Origin of the sequence: Streptomyces camponoticapitis, assembly GCF_014646115.1 — a bacterium.
GTDB classification, from domain to species: Bacteria; Actinomycetota; Actinomycetes; order Streptomycetales; family Streptomycetaceae; genus Streptomyces; species Streptomyces camponoticapitis.
This window is the reverse complement of the sequence record NZ_BMMV01000002.1, coordinates 199,322-224,852: the sequence shown is the minus strand read 5'-3', so window position 1 is coordinate 224,852 and position 25,531 is coordinate 199,322. Positions and strand designations below refer to the sequence as shown.

Genomic DNA, 25,531 nt, shown 5'->3' with positions numbered 1-25,531 from the left:
TCACGAGAAAGCAGGAGGCTCCCTCCCATGCGCCCACCCGCTCGCACCGTCGCGAGAACCACGCGCGCCGCGCTCGTCCTCGCCGTCACGGCCGGCCTGGCGGTCGCCGTGCCGACCACGGCCCAGGCCCAACTCCCCGACCGGGCACCGGTCCAGGCGTCCCAGGTCCCGGACAGCGCCACCGCCACCGGCAAGAACGCCGTCGCCGAGAAGCCCTACATGGGCTGGAGCAGCTGGAGCCTCCAGACCACCTCGTACCCCGGGGTGAACACACGCGGCAACTACAGCTATCTCACCGAAGCCAACGTGAACAAGCAGACGGACGCGCTGGCCTCGAAGCTCAAGAAGTACGGCTACGAGTACGTCAACATCGACGCGGGCTGGTGGCGTGGCTGGGACTGGACGCCGGAGTTCGACGAGTTCGGTCGCCAGAAGACCAACACCGAGCGCTTCCCGAGCGGGATGAAGGCGGTCGCGGACCGTATCCACAGCAAGGGTCTCAAGGCCGGCATCTACCTTCCCGTGGGTCTGGAGAAGGAGGGGTACGGCGAGGGCAAGCTGAAGATCTGGAACACCGACGACTGCACCACCGGGGACATCGTCTACAGCGATCTGCGGACGACCAACGGCTGGGACAGCTCCTACAAGATCGACTTCACCAAGCCGTGCGCGCAGAAGTACGTCGACTCGCAGGCGCGGCTGATCGCGGACTGGGGCTACGACTTCCTGAAGCTCGACGGCGTGGGCCCGGGGTCCTTCAAGAGCGGTGACAACTACGACAACCGCACGGACGTCGCCGCCTGGCAGAAGGCCATCAAGTCCACCGGGCGGCCCATCCACCTGGAGATCTCCTGGTCGCTCGACATCAACTACGCCAAGGACTGGAAGGCCACGTCCAACGGCTGGCGCGTCGACACCGACGTGGAGTGCTACTGCAACACCCTGGTGTCGTGGGAGAACTCGGTCGAGGACCGCTGGCGTGACACGCCCGGCTGGACCCGGTACGCCGGGCCCGGCGGCTGGAACGACCTGGACGCGATCAACGTCGGCAACGCCGACATGAGCGGTCTGACGAAGGCCGAGCGGCAGAGCTACATGACGCTGTGGGCGGTCGCCAAGTCCCCGCTGTACAGCGGCGACGACCTCACCAAGCTGGACGACTACGGCCTGTCGCTGATGACCAACCGCGACGTGCTGAAGATCAACCAGCAGCCGGGGAAGCCCGCCAAGCCCGTCACCTCGGTCGGTGACGAGCAGGTCTGGGCCTCCGAGAACCCCGACGGCAGCTACACCGTCGCCCTGTTCAACCAGGGGGACTCCCCCTCGCCGGTGACCGCCGACTGGCAGGCGCTCGGCTTCACGGGCCAGGCGTCCGTACGTGACGTGTGGAACCACGAGAGCCTCGGCCGGCACAAGGACGGCATCACCCAGGCCGTACCGGCGCACGGCTCACGGCTGTTCACCGTCACCCCGCAGGGTCCCGGGCTGAAGACCGACGCGTACGAGGCGGAGTCCCCCGACAACGTCCTCACGGGCTCGGCCTCCGTCGCGGACTGCGACGAGTGCTCGGGCACGAAGAAGGTCGGCAACCTCTACGTCGGCGGCAAGGTGCAGTTCACGGACGTCGTCGTCAAGAAGGCCGGCCGCTATCTGGTCAAGGTCGCCTACACCTCGGGCGACCCGCGGTCGATCGGCGTCTCCGCCAACGGCAAGGCCCCGGTCGCGACGGCCTTCCCCGCCACCGGCGGCTGGTCGGCGGTCGACTCGATCAGCGTGCCGGTCACGCTGAAGGCGGGCAGCAACACCGTCACCTTCGACAGCGGCGAGGGGTACTCGCCGGACATCGACAAGATCGACGTGCCGCGCATCTGATCCCGGCTCCGCACGAAGGCGTGTCCGCGAAGCAGCGCCGCCCGCAGGCCCGGCGGGACTTCGCGGACATGACCCACCACACGGGGGCGCGTCCTCACGGGCGCGCCCCCGGCATGTGTCCCACGTACTTCCCCTTCCGCAGGAATGGAGTTGTCCCGTGAACGACCAGCACCCGCACGACCCGGCGCCGTCCGGCACCGGCCCGACGTCCGGCACGAGCCCGACCCGGCGTCGCGCGCTCACGCTCGCCGCCGGCGCCGCCACGCTCACCGCGCTCGGCGGACTGCCCGCCTTCGCCGCCTCCGCTCCCGCGAAGCGCCCGACGGCCTCCCCGATGCTCGCCGAGGGCGAGGGCTCGACGACCCGGATGTGGTACCGCGCCCCCGCCGGTGAGCAGACGATGCTCGAACGGGCCCTGCCGGTCGGCAACGGCCGTCTCGGCGCTCTGGTCGGCAACGACCCCGGGCATGAACTGCTCTTCGTCTCCGACGCCACGATGTGGACCGGCGGGATCAACGACGTGCTGGAACCGGACGGCCAATTCCCTTACGGGCGGGCCGACTTCGGCAGCTTCACCCAGCTGGCCCATGTGGCGGTCGACATCCCGGACCACGACCTGGGCACGGTCAACGACTACCGCCGCGAACTCGACATCGACCAGGGCCTGGTCACCTCGGGCTACGTCCGCTCGGGCGTCACCTACGAGCGACGCGTCTTCGCCAGCCACCCGGACGACGCGGTCGTCGTCCACTTCTCGCAGCGCGGCGGCGGCCACTACACCGGCACGATCTCGCTGGAGGGCACCCACGACGAGACGACGTCGGCGGACGGCGGGAACGACAGCCTCTTCCTCGGCGCGGAGTTCGCCAACGGCCTGCGGTACGGCGCCGCCGTCACCGCGAGCAGCAGGAGCGGTTCGGTCACCACGAGCGGGTCGCGGATCGTCTTCACCCGGTGCGCCGACCTGACCGTCGTCATCAGCGGTGGATCCAACTACGCCCCCGACTCCACCACGGGCTACCGCGACCCGGATCTCGATCCGGTCGCGCTCGCCAGGACCAAGGTCCGGGACGCCGTACGTCACTCGGCCACCACACTGCTGCACACCCATGTCGCCGACTACCGGGACCAGTTCGAGGGGATGAGCATCTCGCTCGGTCCCTCCACGGGCGAGCAGCGGGCGCTCGACACCTGGGAGCGGCTCAAGCACCGTACGCAGCAGGATGTGCCCGACCCCGAACTTGAGGCGCTGTACCTCCAGTTCGGCCGCTATCTGATGATCAGCAGCTCGCGGGACGGTCTGCCGGTCGCCCTCCAGGGGCCCTGGCTGGACGGCAACGACCCGGACTGGATGGGCGACTACCACACCGACATCAACATCCAGATGAACTACTGGATGGCCGACCGCACGGCGCTCTCCCGCAACTTCGACGCGTTCACCGACTACTGTCTCGCCCAGCTGCCGGTCTGGTCCGAGCTGACCCAGGCCCACTTCAACGATCCGCGCAACCGGTTCCGCAACTCCTCGGGCAAGGTCGCCGGGTGGACCGTGGCGTACTCGACGAACATCTACGGCGGACTCGGCTGGTGGTGGCACCCTCCGGGCAACGCGTGGCTGTGCAACACGCTGTGGGAGCACTACCAGTACACGCAGGACCTCGGGCATGTGAAGAAGATCTACGCGATGCTCAAGGGGGCCTGCGAGTTCTGGGAGACCCGGCTGGTGACCATGACGGTCAAGGACCCGGAGACCGGCGAGGACCGGGAAGTGCTCGTCGCCGACAACGACTGGTCACCGGAGCACGGCCCGCAGGACGCGAAGGGCATCACCTACGCGCAGGAGGTGGTCCGCGACCTGTTCATCAACTACCGCGAGGCCTGTGAACTGCTCGGCAGGGACGCCGAGTTCGCGAAGACCGTGGCCGGGCTCCAGGAGCGGCTGTACATGCCGGAGGTCAGCCCGAAGACCGGCTGGCTCCAGGAGTGGATGTCCCCCGACAACCTCGGCGAGACGACGCACCGTCATCTCTCGCCGCTGATCAGCCTGTTCCCCGGTGACCGGATCCGCCCCGACGCCTCGCCCGCGGCGCTGGTGAAGGGCGCGACCGAACTCCTCACCGCGCGTGGGATGGAGAGCTTCGGCTGGGCCAACGCCTGGCGCGCCCTGTGCTGGGCGCGGCTGAAGCACGCGGACAACGCGTACGAGCTGGTCGTCAACAATCTGCGGCCGTCCGTCGACGGCACCAACGGCACCGCGATGAACCTCTTCGACATCTACGAGGTCGAGAAGGGCCGCGGGATCTTCCAGATCGAGTCCAACTTCGGCACTCCCGCCGCGATGATCGAGATGCTGCTCTACTCACGGCCGGGCCATATCGAGCTGCTTCCGGCGCTGCCCGACGCCTGGGCACGCTCCGGCTCGGTCACCGGCATCGGCGCGCGCGGCGGTTTCGTCGTGGATCTGAGCTGGCGGGACGGGAAGGTCCGGGAGGCGAAGATCCGCAGTGTCGGCGGACGCAGGACGAAGGTCGCGGCCGGCGGTGTCTCGCACGATGTGGACCTGCGTTCGGGAAGAAGCGTCACGTTGCGGCACTTCGGATGAGCGGGACCGTACGCCGTACCGGGGCCCGCCGGCTGCTCGGTGTCCTCGCCCTCGCCTCGATCCTTCTCGTGCCCGCGCGGATCCCGTCCGCCACGGCCGCCACCGGCCCCGGTACGGCGGCCGTTCCTCCCCCGCCCGCGAAGTCCGTCGTCACCTGGGCGGCGAGCGCGGACCGGATGGGCGAGGCGGCCGGCGACCGGAGTTACCGGCTGATCGTACGGACGAGCGTGGGCGGCAAGGCACTTCGTGTCCGGGTCTCCAACGCGTTCGGGGACCGGCCCCTGGTCATCGGCAGCGCGTACGCCGGGCTCCACGAGAGCGGCGCCCGGCTGCGCCCCGGCAGCAACAAGAAGCTCCGCTTCGACGGCTCGGCGTCCGTGACGCTCGCGCCGGGCGAGATCCGCTACAGCGACCCGCTGCCCGGCAGGGTGGCGGCGATGAGTGATCTGGCCGTCAGCCTGTACGTGCGCGACGCGGGCGGGCCCGCCACCGGGCACGGGATGGCGCTCGCGACGTCGTACGCCACGAGCGGGGACCACGCGGCGCGGGAGCGGGACGAGGCGTACACCGAGCGGCTGGGGTCGTGGTTCTACCTCGACGCTGTCACCGTGGACGCGGACCGCGGGGCGGGCGCCGTCGTGGCGCTCGGGGACTCCATCACGGACGGCTGGCAGTCCACCACCGACAGGAATCTGCGCTGGCCCGACTTCCTGGCCCGCCGGCTGCACGCTTCCGCCGGCAGCACCGTGAAGGGGGTGGCGAACGCGGGGATCTCGGGCAACCAGGTCCTGGCGGACGGGGCGGCGCAGAGCGCGCTCAAACGGCTCGACCGTGACGTGCTGTCGCTGCCCGGGGTCCGGACGGTGTTCCTGTTCGAGGGTGTCAACGACATCAAGGCCCACACCGGCGTCACCGCCGCGTCCCTGACGGCGGGGTACCGCGAGATCATCGACCGGTCGCACGCCGCTGGTCTGTGTGTCGTCGGCGCCACCGTCATGCCTTTCAAGGGCTGGTCGGAGTGGGATCCCCAGGGTGAGGCGGTACGTGCCGAGGTGAACGAGTGGATCCGCACGAGTGGGGAGGTCGACGCGGTCGTGGACTTCGACAAGGTGGTGCGCAGCCCGTACGACGCGGAGCGGATCCTGCCCGTGTTCGACAACGGGGACCATCTGCATCCCAACGACAAGGGCATGCAGGCGATGGCCGACTCGGTCGCCCTGAAGTCCCTGGAGTGCGACCGCGCCCCCGCGCTCAGCCGGTGACGTCGGTGGGGTCGGGGTCGGGGTCGGCGTCGGTGAGATCGGCCGCGAGGAGGTCCATCAGCAGTCCGTCGTGCCAGGTCCCGTCGGGACCGCGCTCGTACTCCCGCATGACCCCTACGGGCCGGAAGCCGACCTTGCTGTAGCACCTGATCGCCGCGGCGTTGTCGGCCGCCGGGTCGATCACGATGCGGTGGTGGCCGAGGTCACTGATCAGATGCCTGGCCAGGGTCCGTACGGCGTCGGTGCCCACCCCTCGGCCGTGCGCGGCCGGATCGAGGTAGATGTCGATGTTCGCGTGCCGGTAGTCGGCGTCCTCCTCGGACCCGAACTGGATGGCGCCCACGGTGGCGCCGTCCAGTTCGATCACCAGTGAGGTGATGCCGGGCTCGTCGAGGTCCTCGGTGACCGCCGCGAGCAGGTCGTCACCGCCGCGCCACGTCGCGTAGACCTCGGGCGTGGCGCGGATGGTGGCGAGCGGGGGGATGTCTTCGGGGACGGCGGGGCGCAGGACAACGCGAGCACCGTTCAGCGTCTTCTCCATGAGAGCACGCTATTGGATCAGTGTTTCGAATTTCCGTGCTTTTCCGCGCCCCTCACAGAGGTCCGTCCCGCCATGCCTACCAGCGGTGGTGGATCTCCGCGCGGATTCGGCGGTCGTACAGGTCGCGCACCGCGTCCAGCGTCGCCTCCGAGAGCGGTGCGAGAGAGGCCGCCGCGGCATTCGACCGTGTCTGCTCGACGGAGCGGGCGCCGGGGATGACGCTGCTGACGCCGGGCTGCTGGATGATCCAGCGCAGCGCGGTCTGGGCCGGGGTGGCGCCCTCGGGGGCCAGTGAGGAGAACTCGGCGGCGGCCGCGAGGCCCGTGGCGTACTCGATGCCGGAGAAGGTCTCGCCCTGGTCGAACGCCTCGCCGTGCCGGTTGAAGCTGCGGTGGTCGTCGGCGGCGAAGACCGTGTCCTTCGTGTACTTGCCGGACAGCAGACCGGAGGCGAGCGGGACGCGCGCGATGATGCCGACACCGGCCTCACGGGCGGCGGGCAGCACCTCTTCGAGCGGCTTGAGCCGGAAGGGGTTGAGGATGATCTGTACGGAGGCGACGCCCGGCCTGGCGATGGCCGCCAGGGCCTCGGCGCAGGTCTCCACGCTCACGGCGTAGGCCGCCGTCCGCTTCTCGGCGACCAGGGTGTCGAGCGCGTCGAAGACGGCGTCGGTGGAGTAGACGGCGGTGGGCGGGCAGTGCAGCTGGACCAGGTCCAGAGTGTCCACGCCGAGGTTGGCGCGTGAACGGTCGTTCCAGGTACGGAAGTTGTCCAGGCTGTAGTTCTCGGGGCGCTGCTCGGCACGGCGGCCCATCTTCGTCGCGACGAACACGTCGGCGTCCGGGCGGCTCTTCAGGAACCGGCCGATGAGCTGTTCGCTGCGGCCGTCGCCGTACACGTCCGCCGTGTCGAAGAAGGTCACGCCCGATTCGAGCGCCGCGTCGAGGACGGCGAAGGCGTCGGCCTCGGCGACATCACCCCAGTCGGCGCCTATCTGCCATGTGCCCAGTCCTACGACGGAGGCCTCACGGCCCGTCCTGCCCAGTACGCGCTTCTCCATACGGACGATGCTACGTCGGCCCCCGCGCGGCTCGGCGGGAGGGGCGGGGGGCCGGACGGGCGGCGGAGGGCCGGCGGGCGGTCTCAGATCTGCTGCGTGAGGTTCACGGTGTTGCCGTCCGGGTCCTTGATGTGGGCGACCCGCTGCCCCCACGGCATGTCGTTGGCGGGCCCGAGCATCTGCCCGCCGAGATCCTCCACGCGTGGCAGCAGCTCGTCCACGTCGGAGACGGCGACGCTCAGGAGCATCCGCTGCGGCGCGCCGAGGTCGACGTCCGCGTCCGAGACGAGCCCGAGGTCGGAGTCGCCGACCCGCAGATTGATGAAGAACGGCGCCCCCTCGTCGGGGGTGCGCGACGTCTCCTCGGCGCCGAGCAGTCCTTGGTAGAAGGCCAGCAGCCGGTCGATCGCGGGCGAGATGACCATCGGCTGAATCGTCCCGGACATATGTTTCCTCCTACTGACGGCCGCTCGGCTCCCCCGCGGGAGCCTCCGGCACACGAATGATTTCCCGTTGCTGACCGGCGGCGGGCCCGCGGCTCATCGGTCGTCGGCGGAATGTGACCACCACCACCCCTACGGTGCCTTGCCCACCGAGAACACCGCGCCCGCCGGATCGGTGACGGTCGCCATGCGGGCGTACGGGGTGTCCTCGGGCTCGGTGGAGGACCCGCCGGACGCGGTGGCGCGCTCCGCCACGGCATCGGCGTCGGACACGGCGAACAGCGTGCCCCAGGCGGAGGTGGGGACATCGGGGCTGCCGATGATCCCGCCGATCTCGTGCCCGTCGGGGCGGCGCAGGAAGGTGAAGTCGAGCTCCGGTACTTCGTCGTTGCCGTCCAGGGTGAAGCCGAACAGCGCGGTGTAGAAAGCGCGGGCGGGCTCGGGGTCGGGGGTGATCAGGTCGTTGCGGACCAGCGAGTCGGGCTCGTTCACGATCTCGCTGCCGAGCCGGGAGCGGCCCTGCCACAGACCGAACCGGGCGCCGACCGCGTCCAGCGCGACCGCCGTCCGGGCATGGTCGGCCAGGTCCGCGGGCGCCTCGATCAGCCGGCCGCCCGTCTCGGTGACGCGCCGGGCGGTGTCGTCGCAGTCGTCGGTGGCGAAGTACATGGTCCACACCGCGCTGGTCCGGTCCGCGTCCGGGACGATCCCGGCGACGGGACGGCCGCGGAGCAGACAGACGGTTCCGTCGCCGTCGCCGCTCGGGTACGGCTCGTACTCCCAGCCGAAGAGCGCCTGGTAGAAGGTGAGCGCGCCCTCGCGGTCGGGGGTCCTGAGTTCGATCCAGGTGGGCGTGCCTTCGGGCTGATTGGTGCTGAGAACGGTCATGATGTGCTCCTTCGCGAGACGCCGGGGCGAAGTCTCCAACGTAGGCACCGACCAGGACAGAACTTGTCCTAGAAACACCCCTGGATGAGCGCCGGGTACACGATCGGGCGCTCCATCATTCGGTCATGACACGCTCATCGAGGCGCGGGCCCCTCGGTCGGACGGTTCTCGCCGTCGCCGTCGGTGCCGCGTGCACCCTCACCGGCTGCGTATCCGCACCGGACGACTCGGAATCCGACGACGGGCGGAGCACTCGCACGGTCCGGCCCGCCCGGACCGCCGTGCTGCTGGGCGACACCGTGCTCGTGAACCATCCCGACGGCCCGGACGAGGCGATGCTTGCCCTGGCGGTGACGGCCGTCGTCGACGAGGCGTCCCAGGTCGCGGGCGCCGGCGCCGCCGGCTCGAAGAGCGGCGCGGGTGGGGCGAGGCAGGCGCGCGCCGAGGACGGCAGGAAGTGGATCGCCGTCCTCGCCGAGGTGAGCAACGCGGGGGCGCGGCCGTACGCACACGACGTCGCGCACAGCTTCACGGCCGTGGACGGACGCGGCCACCGGCACGCGCCGCTGCCCGCCTCGGCCGATCTGACGGTGGGCCCGATGATGACCTGGACCGTGCCGCTCGCCGCCGGCCGGACGGCGCGCGGGTGGCTCGTCTTCGACCTGCCGGCGGACGCGGTCCTGACCGCGCTGGAGTTCGGCCGTACGAGGACGTCGGCGGCCTCGGCGAACTGGGCGCTGTGACGCTGCCGCCCCGGGGCCGGCCCCTCCCACGGGGCTGAGGGGACGACCGAGACATTGCGGGAACATTCGGCGACCGGTCGCCGTTGTGAACAGTGTGGGTGTGGACGGAGCAGTGTCCCCGGGCCCCATTGAGAAATGCCCACAGGGAAGATCGTTCGGCTGAAGCCCTGTGGAGCCTACCGCCGTGAGGCGACCGCCGTCCGCACCCCGCCTGAACGGCCCCGACCGGTCTCCCCCGTCCGGTCGGGGCCTCCTTTACTGTTCAGCCATGACGGCTGGGGCGGACGGGGCGGACACGGAACGGCCGGGCGGATTCGCCGCCGCGACCGGCGACGGTCCGCCGTCGGCCGTACCACCGGAGGTCCGCGCGGCCGAGGTCCGGGTCGCCTTCGCCGGCCTGTCGCAGATCCGCCGCCTGACCAACACCACGGCCCCCGATCCCGCCGCCGTTCCGGCCGCCTGGGAGCGGAATCAGCCGGTCCGCGCCATCGCCCTGACCCTGGAGGCAGCCGGGATCACGCCCTCCGCGGTCGACGGCGAAGGGCGGCGTACCGCCACGGGATTCCGGGTCGCCGCCGGTGAACGGCCGGGGACGGTACGGGTGGAGTGGCTCGGCCCCCACGGAAGCGGCGCCGCCCAGGACGAGGAGCACCAACTGACCGCCTGCGCCGCCGTGCTGAGCCCGCTGGGCTGGGAGGCCCTGCTCTACCGGGGCCCCCGCCGCCGGCGCTTCCTGGAAGTGGAACCGGCGCTCTGAGCCGGGCCGCCGCACCGTGTTCTTCGCCTTGCGCATTGCGGGTTCACGCGGTCACAGGCAGTTCCATCAAGCGCAATACGGGGTACTCCCCATGCCATACGTAAACCGGCGGTAAATAGTTCAACGGTCGACCCTGTTTTATTTGAAGCCGCAGGTCAGACACCGATCCGGAAATCGAATACTGTCATCTGGAAGACGCCCTTAACAGTTGCCTCCCGGCTCCTTACCGTGGTCCGCACATTGACTCACAAGGCGACACGGGAGCCGGAATGCCAAGTAATGCTCTTTCCCGTCGTGCAATTCTGCAACGTAGTGCGGTGGCGGGCGGTGCCCTCTCCCTGGGGCCCCTGCTCGGCGGCGCGACCGACGCTCTGGCGCAGTCCACCGGGACGGCGGCAGCCGCCGGCAAGGCCAGGAAGGACGTCTACGGACGGATCGGCGTACGGCCGCTGATCAACGCCCGCGGCACCTACACGATCATCAGCGGTTCGCTGATGCTGCCCGAGGTGCGGGACGCGATTGACGCGGCGGCAAGACAGTACGTACATCTCGACGAACTCGCCGACGCGGTGGGCAAGCGGCTGGCGGAGATCACCCAGGCCGAGCACGGTCTGGTGGCCTCCGGTTGTCATGCTGCGCTCACGCACGCCACCACGGCGTGTGTCGCGGGCGGAAACCCCGATCTGCATGTGCGGCTGCCCGATCTGACGGGCTTCCGGAAGACCGAAGTGATCATCCCGGCGCACTCGCGCAACGTGTATGAGAACGCGGTCAGCGCGGTCGGGGTGAAGGTCGTCGAGGTGTCGACGCCCGACGAGCTGAAGCAGGCCATCGGCCCGCAGACCGCCCTGGTCTACATCATGGCGGGGCCGAGGGTCGACGAGAGCGAACTCCCCACGGACGTCGTCGCCGGCATCGCCGGGCCCGAGGGCGTACCGGTGCTGGTCGACGCCGCCGCCGAGATCCTGACCATCCCCAACGTGCATCTGGAGCGCGGCGCGGACCTGGTCGCCTACAGCGGCGGCAAGGCCATCCGCGGTCCGCAGTCCGCCGGTCTGCTGCTCGGCCGCGAGGATCTCGTACGCGCCGCGTGGGTCAGCAGCGCGCCCCACCACGGCATCGGCCGCGGCTACAAGGTCGGCAAGGAAGAGGCCATGGGCATGCTGGCCGCCGTCGAGATGTGGGTGCAGCGCGACCACGACGCCGAGTTCGCGCGGTGGGAGTCCTGGCTGAAGTCCATCTCGCGCCGGGTCTCCGCGATCGGCAGTGTGAAGACGGAGGTCACACAGCCGGACAGCCTGTCGAACCGAACGCCGTCCCTCAAGATCACCTGGAACGAGAAGAAGCTCGGCGTGTCCGGCCAGACCGTGATGGACACCCTGTACGAGGCCGAGCCCCGGATCGCGCTGAACGCGTCCGGCGGCGAGGACCCCTCGCGGACGGGTGTGTCGATCACTCCGTACATGCTCCAGCCCGGCGAGGAGAAGACCATCGCGGACGCGTTGGTCCGGATACTCACCGACCCGCCCGAGCCGCCCCCCGCGCCGCGTCCGCCGTCGGTCGACGCGACCGGCACCTGGACGCTCGACATCGAGTACCTGGCGGGCAGTTCGAGTGCCCACCGGCTGGAGCTCACCCAGGACGGCGCCGAGATCACCGGCACCCACACCGGTGAGTACGTGTCCAGGAAGGCGACCGGGTCGGTCAGCGGCAAGACGGTGACCGTGCGCAGCACGCTCAGCGAATCGTCGGGCGACGCACTCGACTTCACGTTCACGGGGACGCTCAAGGGCGACTCGATGAGCGGCGATCTCAATATGGGCGAGTATCTGAAGGCCACCTGGAAGGCCGAGCGCGGCGGCTGAGCCCCGCGCTCCCGGTCCGGCCCCGTTCCCCCCGGTCCGGCCTCGGCCGGGATCTCTCCCCCCTCGATCAACTCTCCCCAGCAGCAATCCCATTGACGCTCCGTTCCCGCGCCCGTGCGCGCGGGCACGGACGAAGGAGGACGCGTGACGAACCGCAGGGACTTCATCCGCAAGGCTCCGGTGGTGGCGGCCGTGGCCGCGACCCCGGCACTGGCCGTCAAGGCCACCGAGGACCGCAAGCGCCCCAAGCCCGAGAAGGAGATCCACTACCCGGGTGGCGGCGAGCCGCCGGAGAACCCGCTGTTCAGCCCCGTCGTCAGCTATGGCGACCTGGTCTTCATCTCGGGCATCGGCGCGCACTTCGAGGGCGACATCACCTCCCACACCGAGCATGTGCTCAACGAGGTGGAGAAGTACCTCGAAGCCGCCGGGTCGTCCATGGACCGGGTGCTCAAGGTCAACGTCTATCTCAACTCCCTCGACGACTACGACGGGATGAACGCGGTCTTCCTCGGCCGCTTCGGCCCCGAGCCCGGCGTTCGCACCACGATCGCCGCGCAGGCCGGTATCCCCGGGGACTCCCTCGTCGAGATCGACTGCATCGCGGTGCGATGAGCCTCACCACGGCTCGTACCGCCACCACTCGCACCACCACCGCTCGTACTTCGCGTCACCGGACGAAATTGGGGTTGGCATGACTTTGAGATCACGGGCCCCCTGGGCCGTACTCCCCGCGGTTCTCACCCTCGTGGTAGGCGCGTCGGCCGCCAGCAGTGCCAACGGCCCGTCCTCGGACGACCCGGCACCGGGCGCGGGCGCCTCGGCGACCGCGGTCACCTACGACCTTCTGCTGCGGAGGGGTCATGTCGTCGACCCCAAGAACGACCGCGACAAGGTCATGGACATCGCCGTCAAGGACGGCAAGATAGCCGCCGTCGGCTCGAAGATCGACCCGTCCCGGGCCAAGCGGACGATCGACATCAAGGGCAAGTACCTGGCTCCCGGCTTCATCGACATGCACACCCATCTGTTCCGGGGTGAGCAGGACGCCTACGCGGACGGTGTTCTCGGTCTGCCGCCGGACGGGTTCACCTTCCGGGCCGGGGTGACCACCGCGCTCGACACCGGTTCGTCCGGCGCCGAGAACTTCGAACTGTTCAAGAAGAACATCATCGACACGTCCAAGACCCGGGTGCTGGCGATGCTGAACATCGTCGGCAAGGGCATGGCGGGCGGTGACAAGGAGCAGGACCTCAGCAACATGAGTGCCGATAAGGCCGCCAAGGTCGCCAAGAAGTACCCCGAGATCATCAGGGGTATCAAGACGGCCCACTACAACGGCCCGTCCTGGGAGCCGGTCGAACGCTCCATAAAGGCCGGCGAGATGGCCGGTGTGCCGGCGATGATCGACTTCGGGTCGGACAGCCCGGAACGGAGCATCGAGGAGCTGCTCACCAAGAGGCTCCGCGCCGGCGACATCTACTCCCACGTCTACTCCGGGCTGCGCCACGAGCTCGGTGACGACGGGAAGCTCAACCCAGCCCTCCAGGCGGGCCGCGACCGCGGCATCCTCTTCGACGTCGGCCACGGCGGCGGGAGCTTCGACTGGAACGTCGCCATGGAGGGCAAGAAGGAGGGCTTCTGGCCCGACAGCATCTCCACGGACCTCCACACGGACAGCATGAACGCGGGCATGAAGGACATGTCCAACGTCATGTCCAAGTTCCTCACGATGGGTCAGCCCCTGAGCGACGTCATCGAGGAGTCGACCTGGAAGCCCGCACAGGCGCTGGGCCGCAAGGACCTCGGCAACCTGTCCGTCGGCTCACCGGCCGACATCGCGGTCTTCGACCTGGAGAAGGGCGAGTTCGGGTACGCGGACAGCTTCGGCCTGCGGGTCGACGGCAAGGAGAAGCTGGTCACCGAGCTGACGGTGCGCGCGGGAGAGGTCGTGTGGGACCTCAACGGCCGGACGGCAAACCCGTGGACGCCGGGCGCCGTGGGTGACAAGAGCAACGAGGAGCACGCGGCCCCGTAACCGGACCGCCCGACACAACGGCAGCCGCTCCCGGCCTTCACGGCCGGGAGCGGCTGCCGTTGTGTCATGTGCTTGCGGGCTCGGCGCGGAGAGGGGACGCGACGCACCGTCAGTGCGTGGCCCCCTCGCCGTGATGATGGCCGTGGCCCCGGCGCCGCCAGCTGACGGCGCCGTCGTCGCGCGGGGTGCGGTCGACGACCAGCACCTCGGAGACGAGCAGGAGACCGGCCACGGACGCCGCGTTGAGCAGGGCCGTACGGACGACCCGTACGGGATCCAGCACTCCCGCGTCAGCCATCGGTCCGTACCGCCCGGAGAGCGCGTTCCAGCCCTCGCCCTCCGGGAGCGCGGCGACCGTGGCCGCCACGACCCGGCCGTCGGCGCCCGCGTTCGACGCGATCCGGCGCAGCGGCTCGGCCAGCGCGAGACGTACGGCCCGGGCCCCGGCGCGCTCGTCCCCGTCGAGGCCCAGGTCACTGTCCAGGGTCCGCGCGTGGTGCAGGAGCCCGGAACCGCCGCCCGTCACCAGCCCTTCGGCGAGTGCGGCGCGGGTGGCGGCCACCGCCCCGGTGATCCGGCGTGCGCGTTCCGCCAGTTGGGTCTCGGTGGGCGCGCCGACGCGGATGACGCAGACACCGCCGGTCAGCCGGGCCAGCCGTTCGTCCAGGGCCTCGCGGTCCCAGTCGGCACGGGCGGTGTCCCGTTCGTGGCGCAGTCGCTTGACGTGTTCGCCCAGGGCGTCCGCCGTACCGCCGCCACCGATGACCGTCGTCGTGTCGCGGGTCACGACGGTCCGGGTGGCGCGGCCCAGTGCGGCGAGGCCGATGTGCTCCAGCGCGAGGCCCGCCTCGGGGGTGACGACCTGACCGCCGGTGAGCACGGCCAGGTCTTCGAGGCGGGCCCGCCGTCGCTCCCCGAGCGCGGGTGCGCGGACGGCGGCGGAGACCAGGGTGCTCCGCAGCTTGTTCATCACGAGGGCGGAGAGCGCTTCGCCTCCCACCTCCTCGGCGACGACGAGCAGGGGGCTGCCGGTCCTCGCCACCTGCTCCAGCACGGGCAGCAGCGGTGCGAGCGTCATGATCCTGCCGGGGTGCAGCAGGACGTACGCGTCCTCCAGCACCGCCTCCATACGCTCCGGGTGGGTCACCATGAAGGGGCTGAGGAAGCCCTTGTCGAAGCGCAGGCCTTCCGCGAACTCCAGCTCCGTCGTGGGCGCGTGGGTCTGTTCGACCGAGATCGACCCGTCCGGGCCGACCTTGCCGAACGCGGCGGCGACCAGCCGGCCGAGGTCAGGGTCCCGGGCCGCGGCGGACGCCACGGCCACGGTGCGCCGCTCGTCGCCCACGGGGGTGGCGGCGGCGAGCAGACTGTCCGACACGGCGCGGGCCGCGGCGTCGATGCCGCGTTTCACGGCCACCGGCGAGGCGCCCGCGGCCACCGCGCGCAGACCGCCGCGGACGATCGCCTGGGCCAGCACCGCGGCGGTGCTCGCGCCGTCGCCGGTGTCGCGCCGGGTCCTGGCGGCCACCTCCCGGACGAGCCGGGCGCCGAGGTTCTCGTACGGGTCGCCCGGCTCGGCCGCGCCCGCGACGACGGCGCCGTCGTCCGTAGCCTCCGGCGGCCCGGGGGCGCGCGGGAGGACGACGGTGCGTCCGCGCGGTCCCAGGGTGAGGCCGACGGTGTCCCCAACGACGTCGACGCCGCGCCCGAGGGCGCGGCGTGCGGACGCTCCGAACAGCAGCTCAGTCATCGTGCGGGCCGAATCGGCCGCGTTCCATCAGCAGGGCGGCCTGCATCATCGCCCTGGCGTACCCGGTGTCGTACAGCTCCCCGCCGTGGCCGCCGCCGCCGACGTCCTTGTACTGGTTGCTCTCGGTCGAGCCGTTCTCGCGGTCGAAGTCGAGGGCCCTGGGGTGTTCGGCCAGGACGCCCCGGTGGTAGCCGTGGCGGATCAGTTCACGCATGAAGCCGAACATGTCGACCTCGCCGGTGTCGGGGAAGACCTCGGCGTACTTCACGCGCGGCTCGTCGACGCGGACGTTGCGGTAGTGGATGTGGTTGATGCGGTCCTTGCGGCCCATCCAGTGCAGGAACTCGACCGAGTCGAAGCCGGTCTCGGCGGTGACACCGCTGTGCACGGTCATGCCGTTCGACGGGCTGTCGACGGTGTCGACCATCCGCTTCCAGTCGGCGACCGAGCCCATGATCTGCGGGTTGCCGCGGCTGATCCGCGCCGGCGGGTCGTTGGGGTGCACCGCCATCCGTACCCCGGCCTCCTCGGCGACCGGGACGACCTCGCGCAGGAAGTGCTCGTAGTTCTCCCAGAGTTCCTCGCGGGTGAAGGCGGGGACGCCCTCGGGGCGGGGCAGGTCCCTGACCTTGACGCCGTCGACCTCGCGGTCGGCGTCGAAGGCGGTGTAGCCGGCGCCGATCCGGTCGCCGGTGTCGAGCTCCTCGTAGTAGCCCTCCATCAGACGGTGGACGTACCAGTTGTACTCGACGACGGGGATGCCCGCCTCGCCGGCGGCGCGCAGGGAGGCCTTGATGTCCTCGATGGCCTGGTCGCGCCCGTCCTGGCCGCGTACCACGCTGTCGGGCGCGCTGATCAGGTAGGCGGTGACATGCAGGCCCTGGGCTTCGAGCCGTTCACGGTCGGCGGTGAGTTCCGCCGTCTGCCAGGGCGCCTCGGGGACGTCGGTGATCAGGGCGCCGTTGACCCCGGCCTGGCGCCAGCGCCGTACGGTCTCCTCGGCGGGGTCGCGGGAGAACCACTGGCACAGCCTGGGGGTGTCGGCGCTCTCCGTGACCTCCTGCGGCCAGCGGAGCGAGGGCAGGGGCGCGGCGTGGCCGCGGCCTCCGGGGGTACTGCCCCCGGGTCCGGCGGCACCGGCGACGCCGGCGCCGGAAGCCAGGGCCGCGGCCGAGAGCGCGGCGGCCGACGACGAGTGTTTGAGGAAGGTTCGTCGCGAACTCGATTGGTGCTGTCCGTCCTGCACGTTCACGGCCTTTCCGTAGGAGGGTGCTGAGCGATGGCGGTGCGCGGAAGGGTGTGGTGGGCCGGGGTCCGTCGCGCGGAGCGTCAGGCCCGGAGCTGACCGGCGTGGCGGTGTACGGCCTCCCGGTCCGGGATGGGTCCCACCGCGCCCTGGCCGGTCGTGGTGAGCGCCGCCGCGACCACCGCGTAGCGCGCCGCCTCCAGCGGGGAGTCCCCGTCCAGCAGCCGCGCGGCGAAGGCCCCGTCGAAGGTGTCGCCGGCGCCGGTCGCGTCCGTGGGTACGACCCGGTGGGCCGGCACATGGGTGGTGCGGCCCTCCTCGCCGAGCAGCACGCCGTCGGCGCCCATCTTCAGGGCGACGATCGCCGGGCCGCGCGCCGCGAACTCCGCCAGCACGTCCGCGGGTTCGTGCGCCCCGGTGAGGAGGCGGCCCTCGTCCAGATTGGGCAGGACGATGTCGGCCAGCTCGGCGCTGCGCATCACGATCGCGCGGGCGCGGGCAACCGGCCACAGGGCGGGGCGGTGGTTGGGGTCGTACGAGACGAGTGTGGAGTGCGCGCGGGCGGTCTCCATGGCGTGGAAGGCCGCGTCGCAGGCGGAGGGGCCGATCGCCTGGGTGATGCCGCTGATGTGCAGCAGCCGGGCGGCGGCGACCGCCTGCTCCGGAACGTCCTCGGGAGTCAGGCGGCTCGCGGGTGACCCGGCGCGGCGGTAGGTGAAGGCGTGCTTCCCGTCGCCGTGCCGGGTGATGAAGTAGATGCCGGTCGCGCCGCCGGGTTCGGCGACGACATGGGTGGTGTCGACGCCCTCCCGGCGCCACAGCTCGGCCAGCGCCTGGCCGAAGGCGTCGTCGCCGACGCGGGTGATGTAGCCGGTGCTCGCGCCCGAACGGCGGGCCGCGATCGCCATGTTGGAGGTGTCGCCGCCGAAGCCGATGTGGAAGGCGGTGGAGCTCTCCAGCGCTCCTTCGGCGGCGGCGTTGAATTCGAGCAGGGGCTCCCCCATGGAGAGCACGGAGGGGCCGGTGCCGGGCATCGCGTCAGATCCGGTTGTACTTGGCGAGGCCGTCGCGCAGTGATCCCGACGACAGGATCAGCGCGGTCTGTTCCTTCTCCCGGTTCTCGATGTCCTGGGCGGTGGCGAGGACTTCGCCGACGAGGTCCCTCGGTACGCGCACGACACCGTCGCGGTCGGCGACGATGAGGTCCCCGGGGCGTACGGTCACTCCGCCGAGTACGACGGGCTCGTTGAGCGAGACGGTGCGGTAGCGCCCGAGGGTGGTGGCGGGCACGGCGTGGCGGGCGTACACCGGGAAGTCGGGGAAGTCCCTGCGGATCTCGGTGACATCGCGCACCCCGCCGTCGAGGACGCAGCCCGCCAGCTTCCTGGCGACGGCGCCCGCCGTCATCAGCCCGCCCCAGACGGCGACGTCGGCGGCGCCCGCGTCGATGCACACGATGCTGCCGGCCGGGGACTCGTCGATGGCGGCCAGCGCGTGCACCGGCGGTTCCAGCTCGGTGTCGGGCACCTCCCGGACCGTGACCGCCGGTCCGGCCAGCGTCCCCGCTCCCGGTACGACCTGGTGGACAGCTCCTTCGAGATAGCCGCGGACGCCGTGCTGTTCGACGGCGTCGGCGACCGACGCGGTGGCAAGGGACCTGTAGGCCTCAAGGGTCGCCTCGGAGTAGCTGGTCATAGGGGTTCTCCAGTCTTTTTCCCGGGTTCCGGGATCACGGGTTCCGGGGGAACAGGTGCGGGGGCAGGGCAGACGCCGCCGGCGCCGCCGCGGGCCGGTCGGACTGTCCGACGGGTCAGGCCGGGCTCTTCGGCGCGGTGGGCACGCCCTTGACCGCCGTCTCCGGCTCGGAGCCCAGCGGCACCACGTACTTCATGACGACGCCGTACACGAGGGCGCCGAGGAGCGACATGCCACCGGCCACGGCGAGCGGAACGAAGTACGAGCCGCCGAAGGCGTCGAGCAGGACACCCACGACCACCGGGCTGAGCGCGCCGGCCGCGTTGGAGGCGAAGCCCTGGATACCGGCGAGCGAACCGACGTTGGCCGGGGTGGGCGCGACGTCCACGGGCAGCGCCCACAGGCTGGACGCGGCGAAGCAGAGCGACGCCTGGGAGACGGCCAGCAGCGCGAGCGCGAGGTAGGCGCTGTCGACGACGCCGGCGAGAACGATCACCGAGGAGAGGATCATCCCGATGACGATGGGGAACTTGCGTGCGTAGGTGACGCTGCGGCCCTGGTTGATCAGCCGGGTCTGGACCCAGCCGCCGGCCCACTGCGCGGGCATCGACACCAGAGCCGGGATCATGCCGAAGAAGCCGAGCTTCAGCAGGTCGAAGTCCCGCTCGTCCACCAGGTACGACGGGAACCAGGTGATGAAGAAGTACAGCACGAAGGACAGGCAGAAGAAGCCCAGGACCATGCCCCACACGGTGCGGTAGCGGAACAGTTCCCTCCACGGCATGGCCTTGACGGTGGGGTCCCATTCGTTGGCGCCGCCCGCCCGGATGTAGGCGCGCTCCTCGGCGCTGAGCTTGGGGTGCTCGTCGGGGTCCCGGTAGAACCTCAGCCAGAAGGCGGTGAAGCAGAGTCCGACGACTCCGGCGGCGACGAACGAGCCGCGCCAGCCGAGCCAGGCGATCACCACGGTGGTGATGGGCAGCGCGAAGGCGGTGCCGGCCCGGCCCCCGCTGTCGAAGATCGAGGCGGCCATCCCGCGCTCGCGCACCGGGAACCAGCGCGACACGATCTGTGAACTGGACGGGTACGCGGGCGACTCGACGGCTCCGAGCACCAGACGTACGAGCAGGAGGACAAGGAATCCGGTGACCGCGCCGACGAGCATGGTCGCGATGGACCAGGCGGCGACGGCGAAGGCCATCATCCGGCGCGGGCCGTAGCGGTCGACCAGCCAGCCGGCGCCGGGCAGGAACGCCGCGTACGTCCAGAAGAACGCGCCGAGCAGCAGCCCGGTCGCGGTCTTGGATATGTCCAGGTCCTTGGTGATGTAGGGCAGTGCCACACCGAGATTGGCGCGGTCCATGTAGTTGATCGTGACGGCCCCGAAGGCCAGCCAGATCATGGTCCATCTGACACGTCCCGCCGGTGTGCCCGGGACGGGTGGGGATACGGTCATGAATGCTCCTCGAACGTGCGTCGTCCTTGCACGTGAGCAGTGGCAGGAGTCATCGGTCGCCGGGGCGGGAGGTGGGGGCTCCTGGTCGATCCCGGTAGTGGCGTGAGCGTATGAGCCCGTTGTCCCCGGCGTGAAGGGCGAGTTGCACATACGGGTATTCGGAAAACGGATTGCGTCTCATTCGCTTCGGTCGACGGACCTTGTTGCCCGCTGTCGGCTCGCGTACAGCAAGGGGCATGCTGCGACCAGAAGTTCGTCTCGAATGGTTTGTCTCATTCCTCGGTGTCATCGACACGGGGAGTTTCAGTGCCGCTGCCGAGGCCGTTCACCGCTCCCAGCCGCGGGTGAGCATGCATGTGGCAGCGCTGGAGCGGGAGGCCGGTGTGCCGCTCTTCGACCGGAGCAAGCGGCCGGTGCGGCTGACGGAGGCGGGTGAGGTGCTCGCCGGTCACGCCCGCGCGATCCTGTACCGGCTGGGGACGGCGGAGGAGGCGATGGCCACCCGCCGCGACTCGGCCCGGGGTGTCGTGACGCTGGGGAGCTATCCGAGTGCCAGCGCCGCGTTCGTGCCGAGTCTGCTGGAGCATCTCGCGGTGAGCCGGCCGTCCATCAAGGTGGTGCTCGTCGAGCGGTCGACGCTGGAGCTCGACTCGGCGCTGTCGCACGGCGAAATAGACATCTACCTGCGGCCCATGGCTCCGCCGGTCGGTGACACGGTGCGGCTGCGGGCGCTCTGGCAGGAGTCCCTCTCGGTCGTCCTGCCGCTCGGGCACCCGCTGGACGAGCTGCCGGATCCGCTTCCGGTCTCGGCCGTCGCGGCGTATCCGCTGATCACCATCGGGCGGCTCGGCTCACCGGACGTGCCCGGTTTCGAGACGTACAAGGTCTTCCGCGAGCAGGGTTTCGAGCCGGAGGCCGTACAGGCGACGAACCAGCCGCAGACGCTCGTCTCGCTCGTCCGCAGCCGGCTCGGGGTGGGGGTCACCAACCATCTCGCGGTGTCGACGGCGGACACCAGGGACGTGACGATCCGGCGTCTCGACTCCCCGTGCGGGCGCCGGGTGGCGGTGCACTGGGATGCCAATCGGCCGCTGATTCCGGCGGCGCGTACGCTGTTGAGGGAAATCCTCGAAGCACCGATTCCGCCCGGAACTCAACGCCTGACGTAATCCGTTCGGACCTCGCCGGTCAATTCGTATATCGAGGGCGGGGCATTCGGAGAACGAATAACCGGAAGCGGGCCGGCCGGCATTTCACCGGCCCGCTCTCGCGGTCCGTTCGCAGCCGGCCTCCTCGCCCCACGGCCACTGCGGCATGGGCAGTCTCCCGATGACCTCGCGCACGGCCTCGACGGCGGGTGAGACGACCGGGCCGGCGCGCCACCAGGCGGCGACGGCGCGCTCGCACTGCGGGTCGGAGATGGGGACCAGCGCCACGCCCTCGGTGTTCGCCGTCGTCATGGCGAGGCTGTTGGTGATGCCGACGCCAAGTCCGTGGCGTACGAGGGAGATCAGGGTCTGGGGCTGGTTCGTCTGGGCCGCGATGACCGGGTTGAGTCCGGCGTTGGCGAAGGCGAGGTTGGTCTCGTACTGGCGGGCCTGGCCCTCGCCGCTCTCGCCGATGCTGATCACCGGGAGCATCGCGGTCTGCGCGAGTCGTACGGAGCCGGTGCGCGCGAGCGGATGGTCGGCGCGGAAGACGGCGACGAGGGGCTCGCGCCAGAGCACCCGGCTGGCGACCAGGTCGGAGTTGACGAGCGGATGGAGTGGGCGTATCGCGAGGTCGAGGTCGCCGCTGACGAGATCGGTGCCGAGCGCGACGCTGGGCCCCTCGCGCAGCACGAGCCGTACCTGGGGGTGGCTGATCCGCAGGGCGCGTACGGCCAGCGGATAGAGGTACGAGGCGGCGCTCGGGTACGCTCCGAGCCTGACCTGTCCGGAAATCGTCCCTCCGGTGAGATCGGCCAGGACATTGAGCCTGCGCAGGATCTCCTCGGCGTGCGGAAGCAGCCCGCGGCCCTCCGGAGTGAGGACCGCGGGCTGCACGGAGCGGTCGAGCAGACGGGTGCCGAGGAGCCGTTCCAGCTCCGCGACATGGCTGCTGACCCTGGGTTGTGAGCGGTAGAGGGCCTTCGCCGCGGCGGAGAATCCGCCGTGGTGGGCCACGGCCACGAAGCTGGCGATCCAGTCGATCCGGTAGTGGTAGACGCTCCCGATGTCCATTGAGTCCCCGTCTCCGATCCCTAGGTCTTCACCTAGATCAGGGAGCCTACCTCGCAGGTCACGGGGGGTATGGAGGGTTTCTTCAGCGAATGAACCGATTCACGTAGTCGGCGCCGAGGCCATTTTCCGTGTAGTGGGCACGACACATGTCGATCTTTGTGAAGGTGTCCTCGTAGCCGGTCTGGACCCCGTTGTCGTCGACGTAGGCCATCGCTCCCGTGATGTTGAAGAACGTGATCATCTCGTCGCAGTCCTCCGGCACGGCCAGCGTGTGGATCTCGCCCGGGGGCTCGTAGACGAAGTGTCCGGCCTCGGCGACCCAGTCGTGCTCGTGGTAGTGCCACTTGCCCTTGATGACGTAGCCGAAGACGACTCCGGGGTGGCGGTGGCGTGAAACGATCCCCGCCGCCGTGACCTTGAGCAGATTGCACCACTGGCCGGTGACGGTGTTGAACATCAGCGGCCGGAACCAGACGTCGGGAGCCTGTGGCACCCAGATCCGGTCGTCGTCGGGCAGCGCCGCGACGGCGATCTCCTCCGGGACCACGGTGGACACGGGGATGACGGGGCCTTGCGGTTCGGTCATGGTTCTCTCCTCCTGAGGGTGGAAAGTCCGGGGGGTGCCTGGGAGTTCAGGCGGCGAGGTATCCACCGTCCACGGGGAGTACGGCTCCGGTGACGAAGCGCGCGTCCTCGCCGCAGAGGAAGGTCACGGCGCCGGCCACGTCGGCCGGTTCGCCCCAACGCCCCAGCGGGGTGCGCCCGATGATGCGCCGGGCCACCTCGTCGTCGGCCCGCAGGTCCGCCGTCAGGGCCGTACGGATCCATCCCGGCGCCACCGCGTTCACACGGATGCCGTCCCCGGCCCAGGCGACGGCGAGGGCCTTGGTGAGCTGCGTGATGCCGCCCTTGCTGGCCGTGTAGGCGGGCACCCGGGGGCCGCCGAAGAAGCTCAGCATGGAGGCGACGTTGACGATGCAGCCGCCCGAGCGGCGCAGTTGGTCGTGCGAGGCGACGCAGGCGCGCATGGTGCCGGTGAGGTTGACGTCGACGACATGGGCGAAGACCTCGGGCTCGTACTCGCGGCCCCGGGAGATCACACCCGCCGCGTTGACGAGGACGTCGAGCCGCTCGATTCCGCCGAGGAGGTCTTCGAGTTCACCGTCGTGGGTCAGGTCCATCTCGACACGGCGGACCGAGTCGGGCAGCCTCCCGGCCGCGCCGTCCGCGTCGAGTCCGGCGGCGATGACGCGGGCGCCGTCGGCGGCGAAGCGCTCGGCCACGGCCGCGCCGATACCGCTGGTGCCGCCGGTGACGACGACCGTGCGGCGGTCCCCGGCCGGCGCGGGCCCGGCCGCCGCGCGCGACGCGTCGTGTTCCCCGTCGCGCTTTCCGTCGTCGTCGACGGGTTCCGCAAGGTGCTCCTCGCTCACTGCCATTCCCTCCGCACGGAAACACGACGCTACGGACCCGATTCCAACAGCCTTGGGGGTGCGGGGCCTTCGATCATGCGGGAGGAGGATGACCCCCATTCGATTACGGGGTGCTCCGGCCGGCCGGGGACGCGAACCGCCCCGGACACCGGGGTGATCGGTGTCCGGGGCGGGTGCGCGGAGCGGGGTGCCGGCGGCCGGGTCAGCCTCGGTACTGCGCCAGTACGCGGGTGAAGTCCCACGCCGCCTGGCCCACGCCGGAGCAGGTGTCGGCGCCGCCACCGGTGCACGGCCGGTCACGGTTGACCGACCAGAAGGTCAGCCGGGCGAGGTGACGCTGCTGCGCGTAGGCGAGGATCGTACGGAAGTCGGCGACGGTGATGGTCTCGCCGACGTCCGTGACGCCGTTCATCGACGAGATGCCGGTCTTGCGGTAGGCCTCGTCGTCGCCGTAGCCGTAGGCGTTCTTGACGGCGGTCTTCAGGCCCTCGGCGGCGCGGACGGACAGCGTGCCCATGTTCTGGCCGTTGCCGCCGAAGTTGAACGGCATGATCGTCCAGCTGTCGACCGTGAGACCGGAGGAGGCCGCGCGGTTGATCAGGCTGGTGTCGGGGCCGTTCTGGCCGGTGCCGAACGTGATGTAGATCTTGATGCCGGGGTTGTTGGCCCGGATCGTCTTCAGCGCGTCGACGGTGCGCTGCTGGACGGTGGGGCTGTCGTACGCGGCGGCCTCGATGTCGATGTCGATCGCCTTCAGGCCGTACGCGTTGATGACCTTCTGGTACGCGGCGGCCAGCTCACCCGCGCTGCCGCAGGAGCTCTCCAGCTTGTTGCCGCTCCAGCCGCCGAAGGACGGGATGACGTCGCCGCCGCCCGCGCGCACGGTGTTGATGGTCTGCTGGTCCACTCCCCCGGTCAGCGGCCGGCCGCCGTCCCACTGCGGGTTGCAGTAGCCGTTGCTGAGGACGAAGGCGAGGGTGAACCACTTGACGCCGGTGGCGTTCTGGACGGTGGCGGGGTTGGGCGGGCTGCCCCAGCCGTTATAGATGTACGGCGCGACGGCCATGGGCGCGCCGCCCGGGTCGGGGTTCCCGCCGCCGCCGGAGGGCGCGGTCCACTTCTGGTTGGCGGCGCCGGTGCAGGTCCACAGCTGGAGCCTGGTGCCGTTGGCCGAGCTGTTGCCGGTGACGTCCAGGCACTTGTTCGCCTGGGTGTTGACGATGTCGCGGGCCGCGGAGACGGTCCACTTCTGGTTGGCGGCGCCGGTGCACGACCAGAGCTGGAGGACGGAACCGTTCGCCGTGCCGCCGTCCTTGACGTCCAGGCACTTGCCCAGCGCGCGGATCGTGCCGTCGGAGGCGACGTCCCACTGCTGGGCGCCGCTGCCGTTGCAGTCGTAGAGCTGGACGGCGGCGCCGTTGGCGGAGCTCGCGCCCGCCACGTCCACGCACTTGCCGCCGAGGCCGGTGATGGTGCCGACGGCCGCGGGGGCCGCGGTCGCCGGTGTCACGGTCATGGTCGAGGCGACGGCCACCAGGGGCATGGCCAGCAGAGCCAGGGGTCTGAGGTGCTTCCAGGGCTTGAACGAGGCAGTCATGCGAGGTCACCGTCCACTTCGGAGGGGGGCCACCGGGTGTGCCCGGTGGGCCGGTTCGCCG

Annotated in this window: 22 protein-coding genes; 9 read left to right on the top strand and 13 right to left on the bottom strand. The window is 70.4% G+C overall.

Translation table 11 applies throughout. From position 1 onward, the window contains the following. Positions 1–27 precede the first annotated feature (27 nt). The 3 genes from IEY79_RS03645 to IEY79_RS03635 all read left to right on the top strand — a co-directional run bounded on the left by IEY79_RS03645 (position 28) and on the right by IEY79_RS03635 (position 5,736). On the top strand, positions 28–1,872 hold the full coding sequence (locus IEY79_RS03645) for an alpha-galactosidase D (RefSeq protein ID WP_189105805.1): 1,845 nt from the start codon (positions 28–30) through the stop codon (positions 1,870–1,872). 157 nt (positions 1,873–2,029) lie between these two features. Next, positions 2,030–4,474 carry a glycosyl hydrolase family 95 catalytic domain-containing protein gene (locus IEY79_RS03640; RefSeq protein ID WP_229700599.1) on the top strand — a complete coding sequence of 815 codons (2,445 nt, stop codon included), beginning with the start codon at positions 2,030–2,032 and terminating at the stop codon, positions 4,472–4,474. Beyond that, entirely contained in the window at positions 4,471–5,736 is a 1,266-nt protein-coding gene (locus IEY79_RS03635) for an SGNH/GDSL hydrolase family protein (protein WP_189105804.1), read from the top strand. The genes IEY79_RS03640 and IEY79_RS03635 overlap by 4 nt, the downstream gene beginning before the upstream one ends. On the opposite strand, the gene IEY79_RS03630 is transcribed toward IEY79_RS03635, so the two are convergent. The 4 genes from IEY79_RS03630 to IEY79_RS03615 all read right to left on the bottom strand — a co-directional run bounded on the left by IEY79_RS03630 (position 5,726) and on the right by IEY79_RS03615 (position 8,668). Next, positions 5,726–6,277 (bottom strand): GNAT family N-acetyltransferase, encoded by a 552-nt coding sequence (locus IEY79_RS03630; protein ID WP_189105803.1) that lies wholly within the window; start codon positions 6,275–6,277, stop codon positions 5,726–5,728. The genes IEY79_RS03635 and IEY79_RS03630 overlap by 11 nt on opposite strands. Before the next feature lie 76 nt (positions 6,278–6,353). Continuing rightward, positions 6,354–7,337, bottom strand: a complete 984-nt coding sequence (locus tag IEY79_RS03625) for an aldo/keto reductase (RefSeq protein WP_189105802.1) — start codon at positions 7,335–7,337, stop codon at positions 6,354–6,356. Between the two features lie 83 nt (positions 7,338–7,420). Continuing rightward, complete coding sequence (locus tag IEY79_RS03620; RefSeq protein ID WP_189105801.1) at positions 7,421–7,783, bottom strand: VOC family protein; 363 nt, start codon at positions 7,781–7,783, stop codon at positions 7,421–7,423. Between the two features lie 129 nt (positions 7,784–7,912). Next, positions 7,913–8,668 (bottom strand): VOC family protein, encoded by a 756-nt coding sequence (locus IEY79_RS03615; RefSeq protein ID WP_189105800.1) that lies wholly within the window; start codon positions 8,666–8,668, stop codon positions 7,913–7,915. Between the two features lie 125 nt (positions 8,669–8,793). Between IEY79_RS03615 and IEY79_RS03610 the strand changes: the two genes are divergently transcribed. From IEY79_RS03610 to IEY79_RS03590, 5 genes are all read left to right on the top strand, one after another. Continuing rightward, positions 8,794–9,411, top strand: a complete 618-nt coding sequence (locus IEY79_RS03610) for a DUF4352 domain-containing protein (RefSeq protein WP_189105799.1) — start codon at positions 8,794–8,796, stop codon at positions 9,409–9,411. Positions 9,412–9,679: 268 nt separating this feature from the next. Next, the gene (locus tag IEY79_RS03605; protein WP_189105798.1) at positions 9,680–10,168 is read left to right on the top strand and encodes a hypothetical protein; all 489 of its coding nucleotides are present in this window, start codon (positions 9,680–9,682) and stop codon (positions 10,166–10,168) included. 317 nt (positions 10,169–10,485) lie between these two features. Next, positions 10,486–12,033 (top strand): aminotransferase class V-fold PLP-dependent enzyme, encoded by a 1,548-nt coding sequence (locus tag IEY79_RS03600; protein WP_229700598.1) that lies wholly within the window; start codon positions 10,486–10,488, stop codon positions 12,031–12,033. Positions 12,034–12,177: 144 nt separating this feature from the next. Further along, entirely contained in the window at positions 12,178–12,648 is a 471-nt protein-coding gene (locus tag IEY79_RS03595) for a RidA family protein (RefSeq protein ID WP_189105797.1), read from the top strand. 79 nt (positions 12,649–12,727) lie between these two features. Then, positions 12,728–14,071, top strand: coding sequence for an amidohydrolase/deacetylase family metallohydrolase (locus IEY79_RS03590; protein WP_189105796.1), 1,344 nt, complete (start codon positions 12,728–12,730; stop codon positions 14,069–14,071). A gap of 109 nt (positions 14,072–14,180) precedes the next feature. Here IEY79_RS03590 and groL read toward each other — a convergent pair whose 3' ends face one another. The 5 genes from groL to IEY79_RS03565 all read right to left on the bottom strand — a co-directional run bounded on the left by groL (position 14,181) and on the right by IEY79_RS03565 (position 20,218). Further along, complete coding sequence (groL, locus tag IEY79_RS03585; RefSeq protein ID WP_189105795.1) at positions 14,181–15,821, bottom strand: chaperonin GroEL; 1,641 nt, start codon at positions 15,819–15,821, stop codon at positions 14,181–14,183. Continuing rightward, positions 15,814–17,073: a mannonate dehydratase gene (locus tag IEY79_RS03580; protein WP_229700597.1), complete on the bottom strand. Its 1,260-nt coding sequence runs from the start codon at positions 17,071–17,073 to the stop codon at positions 15,814–15,816. The genes groL and IEY79_RS03580 overlap by 8 nt, the downstream gene beginning before the upstream one ends. 77 nt (positions 17,074–17,150) lie before the next feature. Beyond that, positions 17,151–18,101: a sugar kinase gene (locus tag IEY79_RS03575; protein ID WP_189105794.1), complete on the bottom strand. Its 951-nt coding sequence runs from the start codon at positions 18,099–18,101 to the stop codon at positions 17,151–17,153. A gap of 4 nt (positions 18,102–18,105) precedes the next feature. Continuing rightward, complete coding sequence (locus tag IEY79_RS03570) at positions 18,106–18,762, bottom strand: RraA family protein (protein ID WP_189105793.1); 657 nt, start codon at positions 18,760–18,762, stop codon at positions 18,106–18,108. 115 nt (positions 18,763–18,877) lie between these two features. After that, entirely contained in the window at positions 18,878–20,218 is a 1,341-nt protein-coding gene (locus IEY79_RS03565; RefSeq protein ID WP_189105792.1) for an MFS transporter, read from the bottom strand. 236 nt (positions 20,219–20,454) lie between these two features. Here IEY79_RS03565 and IEY79_RS03560 point away from each other — a divergent pair, with 236 nt between their 5' ends. Further along, positions 20,455–21,387: a LysR family transcriptional regulator gene (locus IEY79_RS03560; RefSeq protein ID WP_189105791.1), complete on the top strand. Its 933-nt coding sequence runs from the start codon at positions 20,455–20,457 to the stop codon at positions 21,385–21,387. An 84-nt stretch (positions 21,388–21,471) separates the two neighbouring features. Here the strand turns inward: IEY79_RS03560 and IEY79_RS03555 are convergent, their stop codons facing one another. The 4 genes from IEY79_RS03555 to IEY79_RS03540 all read right to left on the bottom strand — a co-directional run bounded on the left by IEY79_RS03555 (position 21,472) and on the right by IEY79_RS03540 (position 25,416). Then, on the bottom strand, positions 21,472–22,440 hold the full coding sequence (locus IEY79_RS03555) for a LysR family transcriptional regulator (protein WP_189105790.1): 969 nt from the start codon (positions 22,438–22,440) through the stop codon (positions 21,472–21,474). An 82-nt stretch (positions 22,441–22,522) separates the two neighbouring features. Beyond that, positions 22,523–23,026: a 2,4'-dihydroxyacetophenone dioxygenase family protein gene (locus IEY79_RS03550; RefSeq protein WP_189105789.1), complete on the bottom strand. Its 504-nt coding sequence runs from the start codon at positions 23,024–23,026 to the stop codon at positions 22,523–22,525. Between the two features lie 46 nt (positions 23,027–23,072). Beyond that, the gene (locus IEY79_RS03545; protein ID WP_229700596.1) at positions 23,073–23,873 is read right to left on the bottom strand and encodes an SDR family NAD(P)-dependent oxidoreductase; all 801 of its coding nucleotides are present in this window, start codon (positions 23,871–23,873) and stop codon (positions 23,073–23,075) included. A gap of 202 nt (positions 23,874–24,075) precedes the next feature. Then, the gene (locus tag IEY79_RS03540; protein ID WP_373292467.1) at positions 24,076–25,416 is read right to left on the bottom strand and encodes an RICIN domain-containing protein; all 1,341 of its coding nucleotides are present in this window, start codon (positions 25,414–25,416) and stop codon (positions 24,076–24,078) included. Between the last annotated feature and the right edge of the window lie 115 nt (positions 25,417–25,531).

Bases quoted from the DNA above. Each gene is read 5' to 3' on its own strand.
- IEY79_RS03645 (WP_189105805.1), top strand. From the start codon at position 28: ATGCGCCCACCCGCTCGCACCGTCGCGAGAACCACGCGCGCCGCGCTC.
- IEY79_RS03635 (WP_189105804.1), top strand. From the start codon at position 4,471: ATGAGCGGGACCGTACGCCGTACCGGGGCCCGCCGGCTGCTCGGTGTC.
- IEY79_RS03630 (WP_189105803.1), bottom strand. From the start codon at position 6,277: ATGGAGAAGACGCTGAACGGTGCTCGCGTTGTCCTGCGCCCCGCCGTC.
- IEY79_RS03625 (WP_189105802.1), bottom strand. From the start codon at position 7,337: ATGGAGAAGCGCGTACTGGGCAGGACGGGCCGTGAGGCCTCCGTCGTA.
- IEY79_RS03620 (WP_189105801.1), bottom strand. From the start codon at position 7,783: ATGTCCGGGACGATTCAGCCGATGGTCATCTCGCCCGCGATCGACCGG.
- IEY79_RS03615 (WP_189105800.1), bottom strand. From the start codon at position 8,668: ATGACCGTTCTCAGCACCAATCAGCCCGAAGGCACGCCCACCTGGATC.
- IEY79_RS03610 (WP_189105799.1), top strand. From the start codon at position 8,794: ATGACACGCTCATCGAGGCGCGGGCCCCTCGGTCGGACGGTTCTCGCC.
- IEY79_RS03605 (WP_189105798.1), top strand. From the start codon at position 9,680: ATGACGGCTGGGGCGGACGGGGCGGACACGGAACGGCCGGGCGGATTC.
- IEY79_RS03590 (WP_189105796.1), top strand. From the start codon at position 12,728: ATGACTTTGAGATCACGGGCCCCCTGGGCCGTACTCCCCGCGGTTCTC.
- groL (WP_189105795.1), bottom strand. From the start codon at position 15,821: ATGACTGAGCTGCTGTTCGGAGCGTCCGCACGCCGCGCCCTCGGGCGC.
- IEY79_RS03575 (WP_189105794.1), bottom strand. From the start codon at position 18,101: ATGCCCGGCACCGGCCCCTCCGTGCTCTCCATGGGGGAGCCCCTGCTC.
- IEY79_RS03570 (WP_189105793.1), bottom strand. From the start codon at position 18,762: ATGACCAGCTACTCCGAGGCGACCCTTGAGGCCTACAGGTCCCTTGCC.
- IEY79_RS03565 (WP_189105792.1), bottom strand. From the start codon at position 20,218: ATGACCGTATCCCCACCCGTCCCGGGCACACCGGCGGGACGTGTCAGA.
- IEY79_RS03560 (WP_189105791.1), top strand. From the start codon at position 20,455: ATGCTGCGACCAGAAGTTCGTCTCGAATGGTTTGTCTCATTCCTCGGT.
- IEY79_RS03555 (WP_189105790.1), bottom strand. From the start codon at position 22,440: ATGGACATCGGGAGCGTCTACCACTACCGGATCGACTGGATCGCCAGC.
- IEY79_RS03550 (WP_189105789.1), bottom strand. From the start codon at position 23,026: ATGACCGAACCGCAAGGCCCCGTCATCCCCGTGTCCACCGTGGTCCCG.
- IEY79_RS03540 (WP_373292467.1), bottom strand. From the start codon at position 25,416: ATGCCCCTGGTGGCCGTCGCCTCGACCATGACCGTGACACCGGCGACC.